The organism is Selenihalanaerobacter shriftii (genome assembly GCF_900167185.1).
In the GTDB taxonomy this organism is placed as follows: domain Bacteria; phylum Bacillota; class Halanaerobiia; order Halobacteroidales; family Acetohalobiaceae; genus Selenihalanaerobacter; species Selenihalanaerobacter shriftii.
Genome location: NZ_FUWM01000013.1, coordinates 23,537 through 42,929, shown reverse-complemented (window position 1 = coordinate 42,929; position 19,393 = coordinate 23,537). Strand labels below are relative to the sequence as shown.

The window sequence follows — 19,393 nt, the reverse complement described above, 5'->3', positions numbered from 1 at the left end:
AGTTAAATATTACTTATTCCGGTTGAATTTATTCACAACATAGTTTCTAATAGAATATAATACGGGTAAAGATAGAGGTTTGGGAGGAGGAATCTAAATGTTCGAGATATTGTTAGGTATTGCTATAGGGGTAGTACTAATGACTTTTTTATTGATAAATTATGTTCAGCTTACAATTGAAAATTTAGATTTTGCTAAAAATTATTATAGCTTTAAAAGAAGCTCCCCTTTTGTGCAAGTAGATGATGAAAAGGTAGAGCGTTGGGAGCAAAAGTATGTTACTCTCTTTGCTGATCCACCAGAGAATGAGTGATTAGCCCTAAACCGTTTACAGTTGGCATAATTAAATAGTCGCTAAGGTTAGCGAAACCGAGATAAGGAAAAAAATTCCTATCTCGGTTAATTTTTTATTCACACTTTTTTAATCCTTATCATACTATGTAAAGAAAGGAAATTAAATTTTGTTAGGGTAAATATAGACAATTTTAATAAAGAAGAATGAATTTATATTAATAGGAGGGAGTGATCAGGCGAGATTAAACTTTCTCAGTATAAGAAGTACAGAACTAGTCTGCTTCTAATTTAAGAGGATAGGAATTATAAACACTTATGTGAGTAGTCAAATGGTGGTGTTGGTTTTAAGGTTAAATGTTTATTTTAATATTAGAGGAGGGTAAATATGATTGAGGCAACTGGAATTGAGTTACTTAAGCTTCCGGTTTTGGTTGGAGAAGGTAATGTACAGGAAATGCTAGTCAGTGACCTTGAGTTAGATTTTCCAGCTCAAAAGATTAGACATATAGATGCCTATATTACTGATCTTAGTTGCGAGGTAATTAGAAATAAAGTTATTATCCAAGGTGTTGTACATAAACAAATTTTTTATGTTACACAAGATAATGTAGTTCAACACCAAGCAGAGGATCTTCCATTTAGTCTTTTTGCTGATGTTCCTGGTGCACAACCAGGTATGGAAGTAGAGTTAAACCCTATTATTGAAGATATTAAGGTTGAATTATTAGCAGGAGGTAACATTTTACATCAAAAAGTGATTATTTCTATTGATGTATTGGCCGAAGAGATTCAGCAGTTATTTGTAGAGGTTGGTAATGGTCCATTAGTTGTGGTAGATAGAGTTATTGGTGAAAATGATAGCCAGAGCATGGTTGAAACCACTTTTCAGTTAGATATTCCGGCTATTAAAATAATTGATATCGTAGCCGAATTACAGGATGTGAGTACAGAAGTAATCGATAATAAAGTAATTATTCAAGGAACTTTACATAAACAGATATTCTTTGTTGGGCAGGATAATGTGGAGTATCATCGTGAAGAGAATGTGCCTTTTAGTCATTTTATAGACTTACCAGGAGCACAGCCAGGTATGAATGTGCAGGTTCATCCTAAGATTGAATATATTAAGAAAGAGTTAGATGAAGCGGGAGTAGAATTATTGCAAAAGACAGTTATTAATTTCTTTGTCAAGGTAACCGAAGAAGTTCAATTACAGGTTAATTTAGATAATAACGGTAAATTAGTTAGGTTACCTGAAGTAATTAATGAAAATACTAAACAAGTTTTACAAGAAAGCACCGCTGCTTTAGATATTCCTGCTATTAAGGTTAAGGATATAGATGTAAGTATAATAGATATAGAGACTCAGGTAGTCAGCGATAAAGTTATTGTGCAGGGAGTTATTCATAAGCAGATATACTTCATTGGCCAGGATAATGTAGAATATCATCAAAGAGAGGATGTACCTTTCAGTACGTTCCTTGATCTACCAGGTGCTTCTCCAGATAATACCGGTGCCCTTGTAGATATTGATGTAGAGTTTGTCAAACCAATCTTAAATGAAACCGGAGAAGAATTAACTCAAAAAGTAGTATTAGAAGTCTTTGTAAAAGCATTTCAGGATCCGCCGGCTGTTCGTCAAATTGCTATAGTTTCTACGCCAGCTAATGAAGCCATAGTTCCTACTCCAAAATGTGACGTTAATTATGATAGGGATAATGAAAATAATAATGATAATGGAGACGATTAAAAGAATAAATAGCAGGTGTCTTAGATAAGATACCTGCTATTTCATTCATTAGACTAAATAGTAATAGAGAAAGGATTTTATGAATATGATACATATGAGTCATATTTAAACTTTGTATTGAAGATAGTAGATAAGTTCTATAATTTAGGAGGAAATTGGCAATGAGTGATGGGCTGTATCTTTATTGTATTTTAAATTCTCCAAAAGAATTTAAAATTAATTTATTAGGTATAGATGGTTTGCATCAACCATATGTAATTCCCTATCAAGAAGTAGGAATCTTAGTTAGTAAGATTTCATTAAATGATTTTAGTCAACGGGAATTAGAGAGAAAAATTAGAAATTTAGAATGGTTATATGAAAAAGCTAATCGTCATGAAATGATTGTAGAAGAGGCTATGGAGTGGACATCAGTAATACCTATTATTTTTGGGACTATATTTGAAGAAGAGACTACTTTAAAAAAGTCTATTCACCGATCATTACCAGAAATTAAAAAGACATTTAAAGTGATTAAAGGTCATGAAGAATGGGGGTTAAAGTTATATTGTGATTTTTTAGAGTTAAGAGATAACCTAGTTAATTTAAGCTCAGAAGTAAAAAAGATTGAGGAGCGATTACATAATAGTAATGAAGAGACAGCTAATTTTTTAAAACGAAGGTTAGAGATGGAATTAGATAATAGATTAGAAGATAAAGCATTAGAAGTAATGGAAGAGATTTATGAATCACTGGCAACTATAGCAACTAAATCTCAATTAAATGAATTATTAGAAGTAGAGATAATAGATGATGATAAGCCTATGATTTTAAACTCTGTTTATTTAGTTAAGAAAGATGATCTATCTAGTTTTATATTTAGATTAAAAGAATTAGAAGATAAATATTCTGGTTTTGGCTTCTATTTTTACTATTCAGGACCTTGGCCGCCTTATAACTTTTCTCATCTGGAATTTAATGATTCTTAATTAAAAATAAGATACTTAATCCTCTTAGATATTTAAAGGAATATTTAAGAGGTTTTTAATTTTAGTTATTTTTAGTAGAGTTTTAGCATAAAGTTTAATAAGGCTGGGGGTAGAGATCATGAAGCAAGGAGGGAAAATAGATAATGTAACTCACACTAAACGAGAGTATACATTTCAAATCACAGAAGAAATTAACTTGCCAGAATCACTTCTTCAAGTACAAGACTTTGTAATTAAATTAAAAAAATTTAATTCGATGTGCTGCCAAGATAAACTATTAATAGAAGGTGAGTTAACAGAAAAAGTCATCTATCAGTCAAAAGCAAATGCTAAAGAAACTAAAATTGAAAAACCTACTTTTAAATATTTTTTAGATATTTCTAATTTGAGTTTAGATCTAGATTATAAATTGGATTTAGAAATAAAGCAATTTAAATATAAACTTAAAGATAATAATGATAAAGAACAAATCCTAGCCGCTGATATAGAATTTGAACTAAAGTTAATAATCTTTGAATTAGAACCCTCCAGTTTAAAGGTTAAAAATATTAATTCATTAGATGCTTCCTCTATTAAGCAATCTAATTATTTAAAAGCTCGGCGTTTAATTTTAAATAAGGTATTAGCTGAAGAAGTTGCTAAAATTTTAATTAGACAAGAATTAGACTTAAGAGATGAAGTAGAAAAGGTTTTTGATTTAAATACAAAATTGATTAATGTTAATGGAGAAGCGATTAATAAAAAAGTTTTAATTAGTGGTATAATCTGTTATCAGGTATTAGCTTTGACTAAGCGAGGAGAAGTAAAGTATTTAGAAGTTAATAAAAGTTTTAAAGAGACTATTTCTTTTAAGAATATTGGATTAGATGCTGAATTACAGATTCAGAGTAAAGTTAAAGATTTAGAATTTGCTGAAGAAAATGGCAAATTGAAGTTAGTAATGGTAATTCAAGTTAGTATTACTGCTTTACAAGCAGTGGAAGTTAGTCTTTATATCAATCCTACTGGACAATACGGAGAACTGATTAAAGCTAAAGAAGAAATAAATAATTTAGAGGAAGAGTGGATGTTAGAAGAAGAATTGGGGATGACAGAACCATATCAAAAATTAATAGAAATCAAAGGAGAAGTAACTGCCTCTAAAACAGAATTAGTGACTGATAAGATAATTATTAGTGGACAACTACTTTATGAATTATTCTATATAGATCAAAATGGACAAGAAAAGATTAAAACTTTTAATTCTAATTTTTATAAATTACTAAATTTAAAAGGAGCTAAGAAGGGGTTAGAATTGGACTACCAATTATCTGTAAGTGATCTACAAGCAAATTTGACGAAGGGTGAATTGTATATAAAAGTCTTCCTTAAATTCATAGGAGGACTGAACAGGGAATTAATTATTCAGGCAGTAACTAACCAGTATAAAGGTTTAAAACAGAGTACTTGGGATTACTTTTTAGTAGATAGAGTTTTAAAAGTAGATCATGAGGAAGTCTTAGTGCCATCAGAAAATTATTTAACTAGATATGCCAAACAAATTAAGGAAGTCAAGATCCAAATTCTTAAATCAAAGTCTAAATTGTTAGCTGATAGCTTCTTATTTAGTTGTAAGTTAAAATATTTCATTAATTTTATAGACCAGAATAATGTTGAACAAGAGATAACTAGTATAGAAGATGTTTATCAATTATTTACTACAAAAATAAATAATAAAGAGGCTAATATAGAATTAGCCTCAAAGTTGAAATATATTGATTATGAACTGAATGATTCAGGTGAAAAACTAATATTAAAAACAGTATTAGATTGTAATTATAAAATATTAGAAAGAGTACAACTACCAATATTAGTTAAGAAAATTAATTCTTCAAAGTGAAATGCTTTGTAGCTAGTTCCTTACCTGTTTGGTTATAAATGGCGAAATATAGTCGTTCTTTATAAAAGTAAGTTGTTTTAATTTTAAATATATGTACAGGATTTCTATTAGACGAAGTAATCATAGTTACTTTATATCCTCGATATTTAATATCTTCTATTTGACTATTAAAAGTGATAAGTAAGAGTTCATCATCTTGTAATTGATCAATTCTTGAAGTAGGAATATGATACTTATCAATTATTTCTACTGCTTTTTTCAGATTAGAGAATACATATATTTTTGATTCATTTGATTGAAAAGGATAATTCCAATCTTTGGTTATCTTTATATTTCGAAAATGAATAGGGATATATTCTACTGCTGGATGAGGAAAGATTTTTTTTGAATATCCAAAGGGCATTTAAGTCACCTCCACAAATTTATAAATTTAATTAATATACTATTTAAATGTATATCACTAATTTATTTTATGATAAATAAAGAAGAATGTGACTAAAAAGTGTTATTTGGAAAAAAATTCATAAGAGAAATTGTACACATTTGAGTTTTGGATGCATATAGTATAATTGAAAGGTTTAAGTATATTTTGAAAGGAGGACAAAGAGATGGCAATTAATTTTAAAGAAGAAACCGTTAGGGTAGAATATGTAATAGGAGAAGATACAGTTAGAGAATCCGTTACTGAAGAGTTAGTAGTTCCAGATCCTAAACCTGATATCGAAAGAGTACTAGAAGTAACTGCTGAAGCTAATGAAGTAGATACTTTAATTGAAGATGGAGGTGTAGATTTAACCGGGGAGATAGAGGTAGGCGTACTTTATGTAGCTGACATTGAAGACCCTGAAGAACCACAACAGCCAGTACATTTTTTTGAAGGAATAATAACTTTTGATAACTTTGTTGATATTCCAGGTTCTGAAGCAGGCATGCATGTTATAACTGATGTAAGAGTTATTAGAACAAGTTATGATTTAATTGATGAAAGAACAGTGAGAGTGACAGTTACTATTAAGAAGTTTGTCAAAGTAGTAGAATTTAGACAGGTTACAGTAATTACTGAGGTTTTAGGTTTAGAAGATGGTATTGTTGAAGAAGAGTTACTAAGATTAAATGATGTAGTAGGTGAAAATACAGTTAAATCGGTTGTCAAAGGAGAAATAGATGTTCCACCACAGAAGCCGCCGATAGAACGAGTTCTTAGAGCACAGGCAGAGGTTGAAGATAACCCTGAGGTTACAATTACTGAAGATGCAGTTATAGTAGAGGGAGATATTGATGTTGGTGTAGTTTATGTAGGTGATACAGCTGAAGGTGACCAACCAGTACATTTTGTAGAAGGAGCAATAGATTTCTCTAAGGTAATAGATATTCCAGGAGCTATGGTAGATGACATGTCAGCATTTGCTGATGTAACGGTTAAGAGAGTGACAGCTGAAGCAATAGATGAAGATACACTCAAAGTAGAGGTAGTCTTAGAAGTTTTTGTTAAGGTTACTGAACCGGTTCAGGTGACTGTTGTCGTCGATGTTGAAAGTGATAGAGTAGAAGTTGAAAGGGAGCTACTGAGAGTAGAAGAAGTAATTGGTGAAAATACTATGTCTGAAACAATAACTGATAATATTAATATACCACCAACTAAACCAGATGTAGAACAGGTTCTAGAGGCTAACGCTATGGTATTAGATATAGATAGTACAGTAGAAGAAGGAGGAGTGATGGTTGAAGGTGAAATTGAGGGTACAGCGCTTTATGTAGCTGATCTTGAAGACCCTGATGCACCACAGCAGCCTGTTCACTTTGTAGAAGATATTATTGATTTTGATAATTTTGTGCAAGTTACTGGTGCCGAAGATGGGATGAATGCTTATGCTAATGTTTCCATAAAGAGAGTTAGATCTAGTTTATTAAACCAGAGAACTATAGAATTAGTTATTGCTTTACGTAAATTTGTTAAAGTTGTTCAGTTTAGACAGTTAGAGATTGTAACAGATTTAGTGGTTGTATCTCCAGTTACTGAGTGTCCACCGTCATATGTAGTTTATGTTGTGCAGCCGGGGGATACGTTATATAAGATTGCTAAGCGTTATAATACTACTGTAGACGCTATTGTAGAGGCAAATGATATTCCAAATCCTGATCAGATTGATGTTGGCCAGAAATTATGTATTCCTAAGGGTATAATAAAACCTAAAGGATAATATAGTTTTGTATAATTTGTATTAACACCTATCAGTTAATTAACTGATAGGTGTTTTAATATTTTATAACTTTCACATTATCTTTATTTAAGCATAAAATATATAAAGTATGTTATTAAAGGGGGGATATTATGGACAATATAGCCGTTGATAATTTATTGCTTAGAGAACAAGTACGAGAAAGGTTTGTAAGAGAAATCATATTACCTCAAAATCGTCCAGGAGTAAAAAGAGTTTTAGAGACTAATGTAAGGTTGGAAAATATAGAAGCAGAACTTGTAGATAGTGGAGTTCAGATTAATGGAATCTTAAGGATTACGATTCTATATGTTCCAGAAGATGATTTATCGGATATTGAAACTATTGAAAAAAGATTAAGCTTTAGTCGAGTAATTGAGACAGATTTACCAAGTAGGATTGCAGAAATAGACCCTGCACTTTTTGTTCAAGGTGCAGAGATTGTGATTGTAAACCCTCATACATTAAGATTAACAGTAGTAGTGGTAGGTAGAATAAATTTTATTGAAATAGATGAAATTGAGCTTTTTGATGATGATGAAATTAAAATCATTAGAGACCGATTTGATGTTGATGAAGTAGTAGGTGAGCGAAGAGTGACTAGAGAAGTAGATAGATTAGTAGAATTATCAGCTAATCAACCAGGAATTGAACGAATAATAAATATTCAGAGTATAATTAGATTAATCAATACTCGTGTTAGTAAAAATCAAGTTGAAGTACAAGCAGAAATAAGAAGTCAGATTCTATATCGAACTACTCAAGGTGGTACTAGGAGTCTAAATATTACTACTCCATTTACTGAAAGGATTAAAATTCAAGGTGCTAGACGTGGAATGAAAGCTTTTGTTGAATTAGATATTATAGATCAAGATTATAGAGTAGTCGATCCAAAAACTTTAAAAATTAATTATGAGGTCGAAATTAAAGTATTAGTCTTAGATAGAGGCCAGATAGAATTACCAATAGATATAGATGGAGAATTTTTCCCTAGACGTGATGTTATCTTAGTCGAAAGGATTGTAGCTAGGAAGCAGACTAGGGTTCAAGTTCAAGACACAATAGAAGTTCCAGATCCAGGGGCTAGTAGAGTAGTAAGAGTCACTGCAGATCTTTCTAATCAATCTATAGAAGTTGACGCCGATTCAGAAGGAGTATTTATTTCCGGGGATGTAGATGTGAATGTTTTATATGTGGCTAATCAACCTGATCAACCGGTCTTTTTTGTAGGAGACACCTTGTTTTTTGATGAATTTATTCCCGTTTCAATTCCAAGAGGTGCAGAAAGGATCAAAGTATATCCAGAAGTTAGAATAGTTAGAGCCGAAGGAGAGGTTTTAGATCCAAATAGAATTAGAGTAAAGGTATTATTAAGTATTGAGGTTTTAGTCACTGCTGTAGTAGAAGTGTCAGTGGTTAGAGGAATTACTACAGAGAGACCTCCAGCTCCAACTGAACATTCATCTGAAGGGCAAGTTTATATTGTTAAGTCTGGAGACACTCTCTATAAGATTTCACAAAGATTTGGAGTACCAATAGCTGAACTTGTTGCAGTTAATGATATTGTTAATCCAGATCAATTAAGTGTTGGTCAAAGATTAATTATTCCTGATTAAAATTTAAATTTCCATAATTAATGGTAAGATCATAGGGTTTCTCTTTAATTTATGGTATAGGAAATCATTTAATTTATTTCTGATTTTATACTTTATTTGAGACCATTCAGTAATATTTTCTTTTGAGATTTTTTCAAGAGTTTTAGAAACTTCTTTTTTAATCTCAGCTAATAGCTTTTGGGAGGTTCTCATATGGATAAAACCTCTAGAGATTATGTCGGGACCGGCTATTACCTTGCCGGTCTCGCCTTCAATAGTAATCATTATAATTACCATACCATCTTTAGCTAAAGTTTTACGGTCATTAAGCACAACGTTACCGACATCTCCAACTCCTAAACCATCAACTAATATTCGACCTGATTGCACTTCATCTGTTACTTTAGCTTCTTTAGCTGAAAGTTCTAATTTGACACCATTAGGAATAATAAAGATATTTTCTTCTGGGATCTTTAATTTCTTAGCTATTCTACCATGGTGATATAAATGTCTATATTCACCATGAACAGGGATAAAGTATTTAGGTTTAGTTAAATTTAACATCAATTTTAGTTCCTCTTGTTGAGCGTGTCCAGAGACATGAACATCTAATTCATTACCATAAGACACTTCAGCCCCTTTTTCCAAAAGTTGATTAATAGTATTGCTGACTGATAATTCGTTGCCAGGAATAGGGGTAGCAGAGATAAAGATAGTATCATTCTGGTTAATTTGGATATGTCTGTGGTCACCGCGGGAGATTCTAGTTAAAGCAGCCATAGGTTCTCCTTGACTGCCAGTCATTAGGATAACCACTTCGTTAGGATTTAAATTCTTAATTTTTCGCAATTCCATTAGCATATTAGGTGGTAAATCAATATAATTTAATCTTTTTGCAATTTCTATAGAATTAACCATACTCCTTCCAGTTACCGCTATCTTTCGATTTGTCTTTTTAGCAGCAGTAATTACTTGTTGAATTCGGTGAATATGAGAAGAGAAGGTAGCAACAATAATCCTACCCTCAGCCTCCATAAACTTATCTTCTAAGGCCTTACCTACAGTACTTTCTGAATCTGTATAACCGCTACGTTCAGCATTAGTACTATCAGACATTAAAGCTAATAAACCTTCTTCACCTAATTCAGCTAATTTGTAGAAATCAGTAATTTCATCGTTAATTGGAGTTTGGTCAATTTTAAAATCTCCTGTGTAAAGAATTTTACCAGCAGGAGTATTGAGAGATATAGCTACGGCGTCAGGAATACTATGATTAACATTAATAAATTCAGCTTCGAAGTTCCCTAATTCAACTTTATCTCTAGGTTTAATAATATTAATTTTTGTTGTTTTAAGTAGATTTTTTTCTTTTAATTTATTCTTAACGAATTCTATAGTTAATTTAGTACCGTAAATAGGGAGAGAGATTTCTGATAGAAGATAAGGTATTGCTCCAATATGGTCCAGATGTCCATGACTGAGTAATAATGCTTTCACCTTATCTCGATTTTCTTTTAAATAAGTCATATCTGGGATTACTAAATCAACACCAGGCATCTCATCAGTTGGAAACATAATACCTGCATCTAAAACTAAGATTTCATCAGAGTATTCTATTAAGATTAAATTATTGCCAATAACTCCTTTACCACCTAACTGTATGATACTTACTCTTTCATTATTTTTTGTCATCTTGAATGCACCTCTTTCACTTTATCCACACTATCCACAGTTTGTCCACAAGTAGTAACTCAGAAATTATACACAATTATAATCCTATAAAATGAACAATTACAGAAGTTATCCACACTATCCACAGAACAATCCACAAAATTGTTAACAAATCTTTGTGAATAATTTGTTTTATTTAGGAATTTTCAACTTTTGGCCCGGATAGATCATATTAGGGTCTTTAATCTGATTTAATTCGACCAATTGTGAAATTGAAATGTTATAATTTGTAGATATTTTATATAAAGTATCTCCTGACTTTACTGTATAAATAATGTGATTAGAATCAGGTTGTGGATTAATTTGTGAATTATCTTTAGGATTAATGGATTTTACACTTGAGATAATCTGAATTGGTGTCCCAACTTGAACTTGAGCATAAACTTCTTCTACATCTTTATTAAACATTCGGACACAGCCATGAGAGACTGATTGCCCTATTAGCCATGGTTGATTAGTTCCATGTATTCCATGTGTTTTCCAAGTGAATTGGATCCATCTTGATCCTAAAACTCCACCAGGATTTATTCGTTTAAGCAATACTTCAAAATTACCAGTAGGAGTAGGGGTTGAATTCTTTCCAACTGCAACGGGGTAATGCCCAATTAATTTATCATCTTCATATAGTTCTAAATAATGTTGTTTTGTATTGATAATAATCTTTTTATTATTAATATTATTCACCTCCTATTAGAAAATATGTAAATTTATAAAAAACAATCTATTAGTACATATAATATTATATGTACTAAATAATAGAACGTTATAATTTTTATAATTATGTTTAAAATAAAGTTTAGATAATAGAATGGAGGGGAATGAATGAATGAAAAGATAAGAGGCAGATTGTTAATTATAGGTGGTGCTGAAGATAAGAAAGGGGAATGTCAGATATTAAACAAGGTAGTTGAATTGTTGGATCATAAGCTTAGTAAATTAATTATTTTAACAACAGCTACTCGTTTTCCTGAAGAAGTAGGCAAAGAGTATCAAGAAATCTTTATGAATCTAGGGTTAAAAGAAGTTGAAGCAATTAATATTGAGTCAAGAGATAAGGCGGATGATACAGAAATTGTCAACAAAATTAAGAATTCTGCAGGGGTCTTCTTTACTGGTGGAGATCAATTAAGGATTACTAGCCTTTTAGGAGGTTCAAAAGTATTTGGTGCTCTTCATCAAATATATCGTCAAGGGAAATTGATTGCTGGTACTAGTGCTGGAGCAGCAGTTATGAGTGGCACTATGATTGTAAAAGGAGAAAGCGATGATACTCCTAAAAAATGTACTTTAAAGATGGCACCAGGCATGGGCTTGTTAGAAGAAGTGATTATAGATCAACATTTTGCTCAAAGAGGTAGGATTGGTAGATTATTATTAGCTATTGCTCAAAATCCTTATATGTTAGGGATAGGAATTGATGAGGATACAGCTATTTTAGTTAATTCAACCGGTCGATTTCGAGTAATAGGTAGCCAAACTGCAACTATTGTAGATGGAAGTCAGATTTCTCATACAAATGTTTCTGAATTGGAATCTAATCAACCTTTAGGTCTTTTAGATGTTAAGTTGCATGTTATACCAGCTGGATATGAATATGATCTTAAATCTAAACAAGTAATGATACCACAAGAAGACGACTTAGAGAATATCTAAAAGCAAAACATATATCGCTCAATGGGTCAAAGAGTATATGATTTTTAATAAATGGATAGAATAAATAAAGTAAGTTTAGAAATTAATCATATTAGCTAGTTATAGAGGTGGTTGGAGATGAGACTAATAGAAATTTCCAAATTAATAGGACCTAATATTTATACTTATTACCCAGCAATTAGAGTTAAATTAGATTTAGAAGATTTAGATAAAGTGGAAAGTAAAGAGGTAGAAAGATTTAATTCTAAATTAATAACATTAATACCTACTTTAAAAGAGCATTATTGTGCATTAGGGCAGCCAGGTGGTTTTTTAATTAGGTTAAAAGAAGGTACTTATTTTGGACATGTAGTAGAGCATGTGGCTATAGAGTTATTAAACCTTATAGGTCATAAAGTTAATTATGGTTGCACTAGAGAAAGTGAAGTTTCTGGTATTTACAATATAATATATGAATATCAAAGTTATGCCCCAGCTATTTTGGCTGGGAAAGAGGCATATAAAATAGTAAAATCTATTATCAATGGTCAGGAGGTAAGTATGGAAGAGATTATTGAAGGGTTAAATAAAGAGGATGTTAAGGCTAGTTTAGGACCAAGCACTCAAGCGATAGTAGATGCAGCTCATAAACGTAATATTCCGACTATAAGATTAGGAAAGAGAAACAGTTTGGTCCAGTTAGGTTATGGTATAGAACAAAAAAGAATTCAAGCTACTATTAGTCAGATTACTTCTTGTGTTGGAGTAGATATAGCATGCAACAAAAATTTGGCTAAAGAGTTATTAAAAGATATGGGAGTACCAGTAGCTAAAGGAGACATGGCTACTACTGAAAAAGAAGCATTGGAGATAGCAAGAAATTTAGAAGGTAAGATTGTTACTAAACCTTACAATTCTAATCAAGGTAAAGGAATCAGTCTTAATATTAAAACAGATTATGATGTAATGAATGGTTTTAAATTAGCTCAAAGTTATAGTCAAGAAGTTATGGTTGAAAAGATGATTTCAGGCAATGATTATCGGGTGTTAGTAATTAATGGAGAAGTTGTAGCAGTGGCTCAAAGGATTCCTGCTCATATTGTAGGAGATGGTGAAGCGACAATCTTAGAACTAATTCAAGAGGTGAATAAAGACCCTTTAAGAGGTGAAGGTCATAGTTCACCTTTGACTAGGATTAGAGTTGATGAAGCAGTTTTATTTTTATTGGCTAAGCAAGATTATCACCTAGATTCAGTTATTTCAAGAGGAGAACAAGTATTTTTAAGAGAAACAGGTAACTTAAGTACAGGAGGTACTGCTATTGATAAAACAGATGAGATACATCCGGTTAATAAACAGCTAGCTATTCGGGCAGCTAAAGTGATTGGATTAGATATAGCAGGTATTGATTTAATAACACCAGATATTAGTCAACCGTTAAATAATGGGAGAGGAGCTATTATTGAGGTAAATGCAGCTCCAGGTATTAGAATGCATCATTATCCAACTATAGGAAAGTCTCATGATGTAGCAGGAGCTATTGTAGATATGTTATTTCCTGCAGGTAACTCCGGTAGGATTCCTATTATTTCTATTACGGGAACAAATGGCAAGACAACAGTTACTAGATTAGTTAGTCTTATTTTACAACAAGCTGATTATCAAGTAGGAATGACTACTACCGATGGTATTTATATCAATCAGAAGCGTCTTTTAAAAGGTGATACAACTGGTCCTATAAGTGCTCAATTTGTACTAAAAGATTCAGATGTAGAAGTAGCAGTTTTAGAAACAGCTCGAGGCGGTATATTAAGAGCAGGGTTAGGCTATGACGAAAGTGATATTGGGGTAATAACTAATATTTCATCTGATCATTTAGGTCAGGGAGGTGTAGAAGACTTAGAAGATTTAGCAGATGTTAAGTCATTAGTTATTGAAAGGGTTAATGATGAAGGAACTGCTATTTTAAATGCTGATGATCAAGAGGTAGTTAAATTATCTTCGAGAAGTAATGTTCAAAATATTATATATATATCTAGCCAGGAAAATAATTTCATTCTTAGAAAACATTTAGCGCAAGGTGGAACTGGGATATATGTTAAGGATAATAGAATAATAATTAATCATAATCAAAAGGAGATCGAAGTAGAAGATATAAGAGAAATACCTGCTACTTATAAAGGGATAGCTAAACATATGGTAGAGAATATTTTATTTGCTACAGCTATTGCTTTTGATTTTGGAATAGATGTGAAGTTAATTAAAAATGTTTTAAATAATTTTGGGGGTAATCATCAACAAAACTTAGGACGGTTAAATATTGTAGAAATAGCAGGTGTAAAAGTAATATTAGATTATGGCCATAATTTAGCAGGGTATCAAGCAACTTTAGAAGTTGCTAGAGAATTAGAGGCAGAAAAAGTAATTGGAGTAATAGGAGTCCCTGGTGATCGTAAGGATGAGTCTATATTAGAGATTGGAAAGATATCTGGAGAGTATTTACAAAAAGTAATTATTAAAGAAGATCAAGATTTGCGAGGAAGAAAAGAAGGTGAAGTAGCTGAATTATTGGCTTCAGGTGTAAATAATGCAGAAGATAAGTTAGAAATAGAGATTGTTTTATCAGAAATAGAGGCTGTAAAGCAAGCCCTTAATGAGATAGAACCTGGTCAATTATTAATTATATTCTATGAAAAAGATCCAGCAGGTTTATTAGATTTAATACAAACAGAGTTAAAACTTAAGGAAAAAAAGTTAGCAGAAATTTTAGTGACCGAGTAGTTAGCTAAGAAGGAATTGTGATTAGCTTAATGGAAATACGTTAATATTATCTAGGTATCAGTGATAAAGAATAGCTAATCATTAATATAAATATAAGGAGAGGGTAAATTTGGTACAAGATTTAGCGCTAACTACTCAAGCAAAAATTAATTTGATTTTAGATGTAGTAAATAGGAGAGTAGATGGTTATCATGAAGTGGAGATGATCATGCAGAGTATTGATTTAGCTGATGAATTATATTTTACTAAGATAGAAGAAGGAATTATATTGGAGACTGATTCAACTAAGATACCAACTGGTCCTCAAAATTTAGTATATAAAGCAGCTAATTTATTATTTAATAAATATAATTTGGCAGGTGGAATAAAGGTTAAGATTTCTAAGACTATACCAGTAGCTGCTGGTTTAGCAGGAGGTAGCACTAATGCTGCTGCTACTTTAATAGCAATTAATAAATTATGGGAATTAAATTTAACAGTTCATGAGTTAAGAAGTTTAGGGGCAGAGTTAGGAGCAGATGTGCCGTTTTGTATTAAAGGTGGTACAGTCTTAGCTACAGGAATTGGGACAGAACTAGAGCCGTTAAAAGTAACTCCTAGATTAGATTTAGTGTTGGTGAATCCTCCATTCTCTGTTTCTACTGCTGAAATTTATCAAAGTTTAGATTTAGAAACAGCTATTAAGCATCCTAATTTAGATGAAATGATTCAAGCTCTTAAGGAAGAGAAAAAATTAGATATTATTTTTGCTATGGATAATTTATTAACCCATGTTACTATGAATCGTTATGAAGAACTTAAAAAATTAGAGAATTTGATTCTAGAGCAAGGAGCTAAAAAAGTTTTAATGTCTGGTAGTGGTCCTACAATGTTAGGCTTTACTATGAATAAAGCTGCAGCTGAGAAATTGGAAGCTAGGTTGCGAGCAAAGTTACCTAAAGAATATGTTGTTAAGAGAACCAAAACGACTTCTCAAGGAATAATAATAAAGTAGAGAAGAAGGGGATATAGTGATGAAGCATAATGCAGTTATCCTGGCTGGAGCTAGGAATACTAATTTAGTCACTAAGGAATCTACAATTAATTATGAAGCCTTAGTGAGGGTAATGCAAAGGCCGATGATACTTTATGTTTTACAAGCGTTAAATATGGCTAAAAAGATTAATAAAATCGTGGTTATTGGCCCTAAAGAAGAAGAAAAACTTTTATTGGCAAACGGAGCGAATTTAGTAATAGAGAGCAAGGAAGATATAGTTAAGAATATCAAACTAGGCCTACAGGCACTTACTGATGAATTTTCTAATAATCAACATTTTCTATTAGTCAGTTCAGATATTCCACTAGTTACTGGAGAAGCTATTGATGATTTTATTATTAAATGTAAGACATCTCAAGTAGAAGCTGATCTTTATTATCCAATAATCTCTAAGGAGAGAAATTTAGCTATGTATCCTGAATCAAAGAGAACTTATGTTAAATTAAAAGAAGGTACTTATACGGGAGGAAATTTAACATTAATTAGTCCTAAAATAATAAATGAATCGACAGCTGTCATTAACCGTATGATTGCTAATCGCAAAGATCCTTTAAAAATGACTCGGATTCTGGGCCTTAAATTCTTATTCAAGCTCCTTTGCGGGCAATTATCCATATCTGAAGTAGAAGATAGAGCTTCAGAATTAGTTAATAGTTGTTGTAAAGCGATTATTACTGATTACCCTGAATTAGGTTTTGATATTGATAAACCAGAGGATTTGGAATTAATTCAAAAAATAGTCATCAACAGTTGAAATAGATTAAAAACTTTTAATTCTTTGCAGGATTTAGCGTAATACTTAGAGAAAAATGAACAATAAATTAAGATTAATTGGAAACGTTCGGAAGGAGTGCCGGTTTAAAGATGAAAATGAGAAGAAGCGAAAGGATCGTAGCAATTACTAAAATTTTAGTTGATAAACCATATAGATTATTTTCTTTAAATCATTTTGCTGAAAAATTCAATGTAGCAAAATCTACAGTTAGCGAAGATTTAGCTATTATTAAACGAGTATTTGCGGCAGAAAATATGGGAAAGATTGAAACACTTTCAGGAGCAGCTGGCGGAGTTAGATTTATTCCAGATAAAGCGGATTATGATATTAAAAAAACTATTAAGTATTTTTGTCAGCAGTTATCTGATGCAGAGCGAATTTTACCTGGTGGATTTTTATATATGACTGATCTTATTTTTTCACCAGAATTAATTATGGAAGTAGGAAAGATTTTTGCTACTAAATTTGCTGACTTAGATGTTGATTACATAATTACTATAGAAACTAAAGGGATCCCTATAGCCTTAGCTACAGCTAGAGCTATGAATTTACCAGTGATCAGCGTTAGAAAGGATAATAGAGTAACAGAGGGGTCAGTAGTTAGTATTAATTATGTGACAGGTTCTTCTAAAAAAATAGAGACTATGTCTTTATCTAGGAGGGCATTGCAAGTTGGCTCTAAAGTGATTATTATAGATGATTTCATGAAAGCTGGAGGAACGGCTAAAGGAATGTTGGATTTGATGAAAGAGTTTCAAACTGAGGTTTTAGATATTGGAGTTTTAATGGAAACTAGTGAACCCGAAAATAAGTTAGTTTCAGATTATACTTCACTAATTACTTTAGAGAGAGTAGATGAAAAGAATCAAGAAGTAGTAGCTCGACCCAGTGATTGGGTTATTTAATTAGTTAGAAAGAAGTAAATAGTCAATATGTTTCTACTAAACTCTTAAATCAACTTGACCTATGGAGATTAAAAAGTTGATCTAAGGGTGGAGTGAAATAGGAGATGCAATTAATAATAAATATAGAAACATATCGACTATATTCAATTATATTAATCTGTTTTACTTAATAAATCGGACACTATTTCTTGCATCAACTGATCAATTGATTCAAAATCCATGGCTTCTATGTAATATTCCTCTAAATCATCATGAAGTTCTTTGGCTTTGGCAATTTTGGCAATTGCTTTAGACATTAATTTATTATAACGTTCTTTAACGTCACTGATATCTGATTCAAATTCAGTAATTGTTTTTTGTTCAATACAGTCTAACATGTTTATGACTTTGTCATCCTCACTTGCTGGATTTATTTCGTGAGGTGCTGTGCCATCAATAACAGCTACACTAAGCTCAGGAATTACAATAGTATCAATACTTTCTGGGTCAAAAGAACAATGATAGAACTGCACATCATAACCTCTTTGTAAAGCGGCTTCAGCTATTTTCTTAGTCAAAGTAGCTTTACCTGTACCTGGTTTTCCGTTGATTATATAGCGTGTTTTTACATCAGCAGTAATATTAGCCAGATAATCTACTGGTCCTTGGGGGGTTAAAGCACTTGCAAATAGTCTTCTGATTTCTCCAGGTTTTTTAGCAATAGCTTTGTCACCAATTATTTCCGTAATTAAGTTTGCTGTTTTTTGATTTGCTTGTTGAAAATCCATAGCTTCTATGTAATAAGATTCCCATTCATCATGAGTTAATTTAGCTATTGCTAAATATTTATAAGCATCTTGAAAAGAACTCCAGATTTTATTATTTAATTCTTGAATTCTTTCTTTGCTGTTTTGCAAAAGTTGACTATCCCAGTAACGTCCTAAGTTTATAATTTCATCTATTACTCCAGGAGTTTTAGGATCTACTAAGTGAGGAGCAGTTCCGTCTAAAAAAGCGACATTCAGTTCTTTAATCACTAGCCCATCTAATGAATTATTATCAGATGAACACCAATGGTATTCAATATTGAAGCCTTCTTCTACCATAATTTTACCGATTTTTTTCATAAATGTAGATTTGCCAGTACCTGGTCCACCTTTGATAATAAAAATACGTTCAGCTTTATAAGGTAGGTATTCATAAAAAGAATAAAAACCTTGAGCAGTATTGCCACCAGGAAACAGATTAGTAATCTTACCCTTTTCCATTTAAAATCTTCCTCCTTAATGTATTAAAGTTAATCTAGCAATAATATAATATGTTATAGAAGATAAAATGTGAGTATATATTGTATTATTATTTGAAATTAGGCAATTGACATGATGACCAATTTTTGTTAGTATGTATATACTATACATAGGAGAAATAATAGAGGAATTAAAGGAGTTGAGATGAATGGCCGATATTGATCCTAGGATTCCAGTCTATTCAATTGGAGTAGTTAAAGATATGACTGGTTTGACAGGACGACAGATCCGTTATTATGAAAAAATGGAGTTAGTTAAGCCAGCCAGAACTAAAGGTAATCAGAGAATTTATTCTCAAAAAGATATAGAACGATTAAATAAAGTAAAAGAATTATTAGATGCAGGGTTAAATATTGCCGGCATTCAAGAGCAATTAGGAAAGATTTCAAATAAAAATGAAAAGAAGGAAGAGCTAAACTCTAGTGAGATAATAGATGATGTTAAGGTAAGCAAGAAGAAATTAACTTCTCTATATCCGGTTTCCAATCGAGCTGAGTTAATGGAGTTGTTGAGTGAAAAGAAAGAAAATAAAGATGATTGAT

Annotated in this window: 16 protein-coding genes; 12 read left to right on the top strand and 4 right to left on the bottom strand. The window is 31.6% G+C overall.

Features of this window, described 5'->3' with window-relative positions:
- The first annotated feature begins 97 nt into the window (after positions 1–97).
- The 4 genes from B5D41_RS08375 to B5D41_RS08360 all read left to right on the top strand — a co-directional run bounded on the left by B5D41_RS08375 (position 98) and on the right by B5D41_RS08360 (position 4,891).
- Complete coding sequence (locus B5D41_RS08375; RefSeq protein WP_078810180.1) at positions 98–313, top strand: hypothetical protein; 216 nt, start codon at positions 98–100, stop codon at positions 311–313.
- A 366-nt stretch (positions 314–679) separates the two neighbouring features.
- Entirely contained in the window at positions 680–2,044 is a 1,365-nt protein-coding gene (locus B5D41_RS08370) for a DUF3794 domain-containing protein (RefSeq protein ID WP_078810179.1), read from the top strand.
- A 161-nt stretch (positions 2,045–2,205) separates the two neighbouring features.
- Positions 2,206–3,012, top strand: coding sequence for a GvpL/GvpF family gas vesicle protein (locus B5D41_RS08365; protein WP_078810178.1), 807 nt, complete (start codon positions 2,206–2,208; stop codon positions 3,010–3,012).
- Between the two features lie 118 nt (positions 3,013–3,130).
- Positions 3,131–4,891, top strand: coding sequence for a DUF3794 domain-containing protein (locus B5D41_RS08360; RefSeq protein WP_078810177.1), 1,761 nt, complete (start codon positions 3,131–3,133; stop codon positions 4,889–4,891).
- Here the strand turns inward: B5D41_RS08360 and B5D41_RS08355 are convergent.
- Positions 4,875–5,294, bottom strand: a complete 420-nt coding sequence (locus B5D41_RS08355) for a hypothetical protein (protein WP_078810176.1) — start codon at positions 5,292–5,294, stop codon at positions 4,875–4,877. The genes B5D41_RS08360 and B5D41_RS08355 overlap by 17 nt on opposite strands.
- Positions 5,295–5,499: 205 nt before the next feature.
- Here B5D41_RS08355 and B5D41_RS08350 point away from each other — a divergent pair, with 205 nt between their 5' ends.
- Positions 5,500–7,092 (top strand): DUF3794 and LysM peptidoglycan-binding domain-containing protein, encoded by a 1,593-nt coding sequence (locus B5D41_RS08350; protein WP_078810175.1) that lies wholly within the window; start codon positions 5,500–5,502, stop codon positions 7,090–7,092.
- Between the two features lie 131 nt (positions 7,093–7,223).
- Positions 7,224–8,726 carry a DUF3794 and LysM peptidoglycan-binding domain-containing protein gene (locus B5D41_RS08345; protein WP_078810174.1) on the top strand — a complete coding sequence of 501 codons (1,503 nt, stop codon included), beginning with the start codon at positions 7,224–7,226 and terminating at the stop codon, positions 8,724–8,726.
- A gap of 3 nt (positions 8,727–8,729) precedes the next feature.
- Here the strand turns inward: B5D41_RS08345 and B5D41_RS08340 are convergent, their stop codons facing one another.
- Together B5D41_RS08340 and B5D41_RS08335 are read right to left on the bottom strand one after the other, a co-directional pair.
- Complete coding sequence (locus B5D41_RS08340) at positions 8,730–10,397, bottom strand: ribonuclease J (RefSeq protein ID WP_078810173.1); 1,668 nt, start codon at positions 10,395–10,397, stop codon at positions 8,730–8,732.
- A gap of 171 nt (positions 10,398–10,568) precedes the next feature.
- Positions 10,569–11,120 carry a L,D-transpeptidase family protein gene (locus B5D41_RS08335; RefSeq protein ID WP_078810172.1) on the bottom strand — a complete coding sequence of 184 codons (552 nt, stop codon included), beginning with the start codon at positions 11,118–11,120 and terminating at the stop codon, positions 10,569–10,571.
- Between the two features lie 138 nt (positions 11,121–11,258).
- On the opposite strand from B5D41_RS08335, the gene B5D41_RS08330 reads away from it, so the two are divergent.
- The 5 genes from B5D41_RS08330 (at position 11,259) to purR (ending at position 17,565) form a co-directional block, all read left to right on the top strand.
- The gene (locus B5D41_RS08330) at positions 11,259–12,089 is read left to right on the top strand and encodes a cyanophycinase (RefSeq protein WP_078810171.1); all 831 of its coding nucleotides are present in this window, start codon (positions 11,259–11,261) and stop codon (positions 12,087–12,089) included.
- Positions 12,090–12,206: 117 nt separating this feature from the next.
- Entirely contained in the window at positions 12,207–14,849 is a 2,643-nt protein-coding gene (gene cphA / locus B5D41_RS08325) for a cyanophycin synthetase (RefSeq protein ID WP_078810170.1), read from the top strand.
- A 109-nt stretch (positions 14,850–14,958) separates the two neighbouring features.
- On the top strand, positions 14,959–15,843 hold the full coding sequence (gene ispE / locus B5D41_RS08320; protein ID WP_078810169.1) for a 4-(cytidine 5'-diphospho)-2-C-methyl-D-erythritol kinase: 885 nt from the start codon (positions 14,959–14,961) through the stop codon (positions 15,841–15,843).
- A gap of 19 nt (positions 15,844–15,862) precedes the next feature.
- Positions 15,863–16,639, top strand: coding sequence for an NTP transferase domain-containing protein (locus tag B5D41_RS08315; RefSeq protein WP_078810168.1), 777 nt, complete (start codon positions 15,863–15,865; stop codon positions 16,637–16,639).
- Between the two features lie 110 nt (positions 16,640–16,749).
- Entirely contained in the window at positions 16,750–17,565 is an 816-nt protein-coding gene (purR, locus tag B5D41_RS08310) for a pur operon repressor (protein ID WP_078810167.1), read from the top strand.
- A 152-nt stretch (positions 17,566–17,717) separates the two neighbouring features.
- Here the strand turns inward: purR and B5D41_RS08305 are convergent, their stop codons facing one another.
- Positions 17,718–18,812 carry a PRK06851 family protein gene (locus tag B5D41_RS08305; RefSeq protein WP_078810166.1) on the bottom strand — a complete coding sequence of 365 codons (1,095 nt, stop codon included), beginning with the start codon at positions 18,810–18,812 and terminating at the stop codon, positions 17,718–17,720.
- Between the two features lie 187 nt (positions 18,813–18,999).
- Between B5D41_RS08305 and B5D41_RS08300 the strand changes: the two genes are divergently transcribed.
- The gene (locus B5D41_RS08300; protein WP_078810165.1) at positions 19,000–19,392 is read left to right on the top strand and encodes a MerR family transcriptional regulator; all 393 of its coding nucleotides are present in this window, start codon (positions 19,000–19,002) and stop codon (positions 19,390–19,392) included.
- Position 19,393 lies beyond the last annotated feature (1 nt).

Coding starts and splice junctions, on each gene's coding strand:
- B5D41_RS08375 (WP_078810180.1), top strand. CDS start 98: ATGTTCGAGATATTGTTAGGTATTGCTATAGGGGTAGTACTAATGACT.
- B5D41_RS08370 (WP_078810179.1), top strand. CDS start 680: ATGATTGAGGCAACTGGAATTGAGTTACTTAAGCTTCCGGTTTTGGTT.
- B5D41_RS08365 (WP_078810178.1), top strand. CDS start 2,206: ATGAGTGATGGGCTGTATCTTTATTGTATTTTAAATTCTCCAAAAGAA.
- B5D41_RS08360 (WP_078810177.1), top strand. CDS start 3,131: ATGAAGCAAGGAGGGAAAATAGATAATGTAACTCACACTAAACGAGAG.
- B5D41_RS08355 (WP_078810176.1), bottom strand. CDS start 5,294: ATGCCCTTTGGATATTCAAAAAAAATCTTTCCTCATCCAGCAGTAGAA.
- B5D41_RS08350 (WP_078810175.1), top strand. CDS start 5,500: ATGGCAATTAATTTTAAAGAAGAAACCGTTAGGGTAGAATATGTAATA.
- B5D41_RS08345 (WP_078810174.1), top strand. CDS start 7,224: ATGGACAATATAGCCGTTGATAATTTATTGCTTAGAGAACAAGTACGA.
- B5D41_RS08340 (WP_078810173.1), bottom strand. CDS start 10,397: ATGACAAAAAATAATGAAAGAGTAAGTATCATACAGTTAGGTGGTAAA.
- B5D41_RS08330 (WP_078810171.1), top strand. CDS start 11,259: ATGAATGAAAAGATAAGAGGCAGATTGTTAATTATAGGTGGTGCTGAA.
- cphA (WP_078810170.1), top strand. CDS start 12,207: ATGAGACTAATAGAAATTTCCAAATTAATAGGACCTAATATTTATACT.
- B5D41_RS08315 (WP_078810168.1), top strand. CDS start 15,863: ATGAAGCATAATGCAGTTATCCTGGCTGGAGCTAGGAATACTAATTTA.
- purR (WP_078810167.1), top strand. CDS start 16,750: ATGAAAATGAGAAGAAGCGAAAGGATCGTAGCAATTACTAAAATTTTA.
- B5D41_RS08305 (WP_078810166.1), bottom strand. CDS start 18,812: ATGGAAAAGGGTAAGATTACTAATCTGTTTCCTGGTGGCAATACTGCT.
- B5D41_RS08300 (WP_078810165.1), top strand. CDS start 19,000: ATGGCCGATATTGATCCTAGGATTCCAGTCTATTCAATTGGAGTAGTT.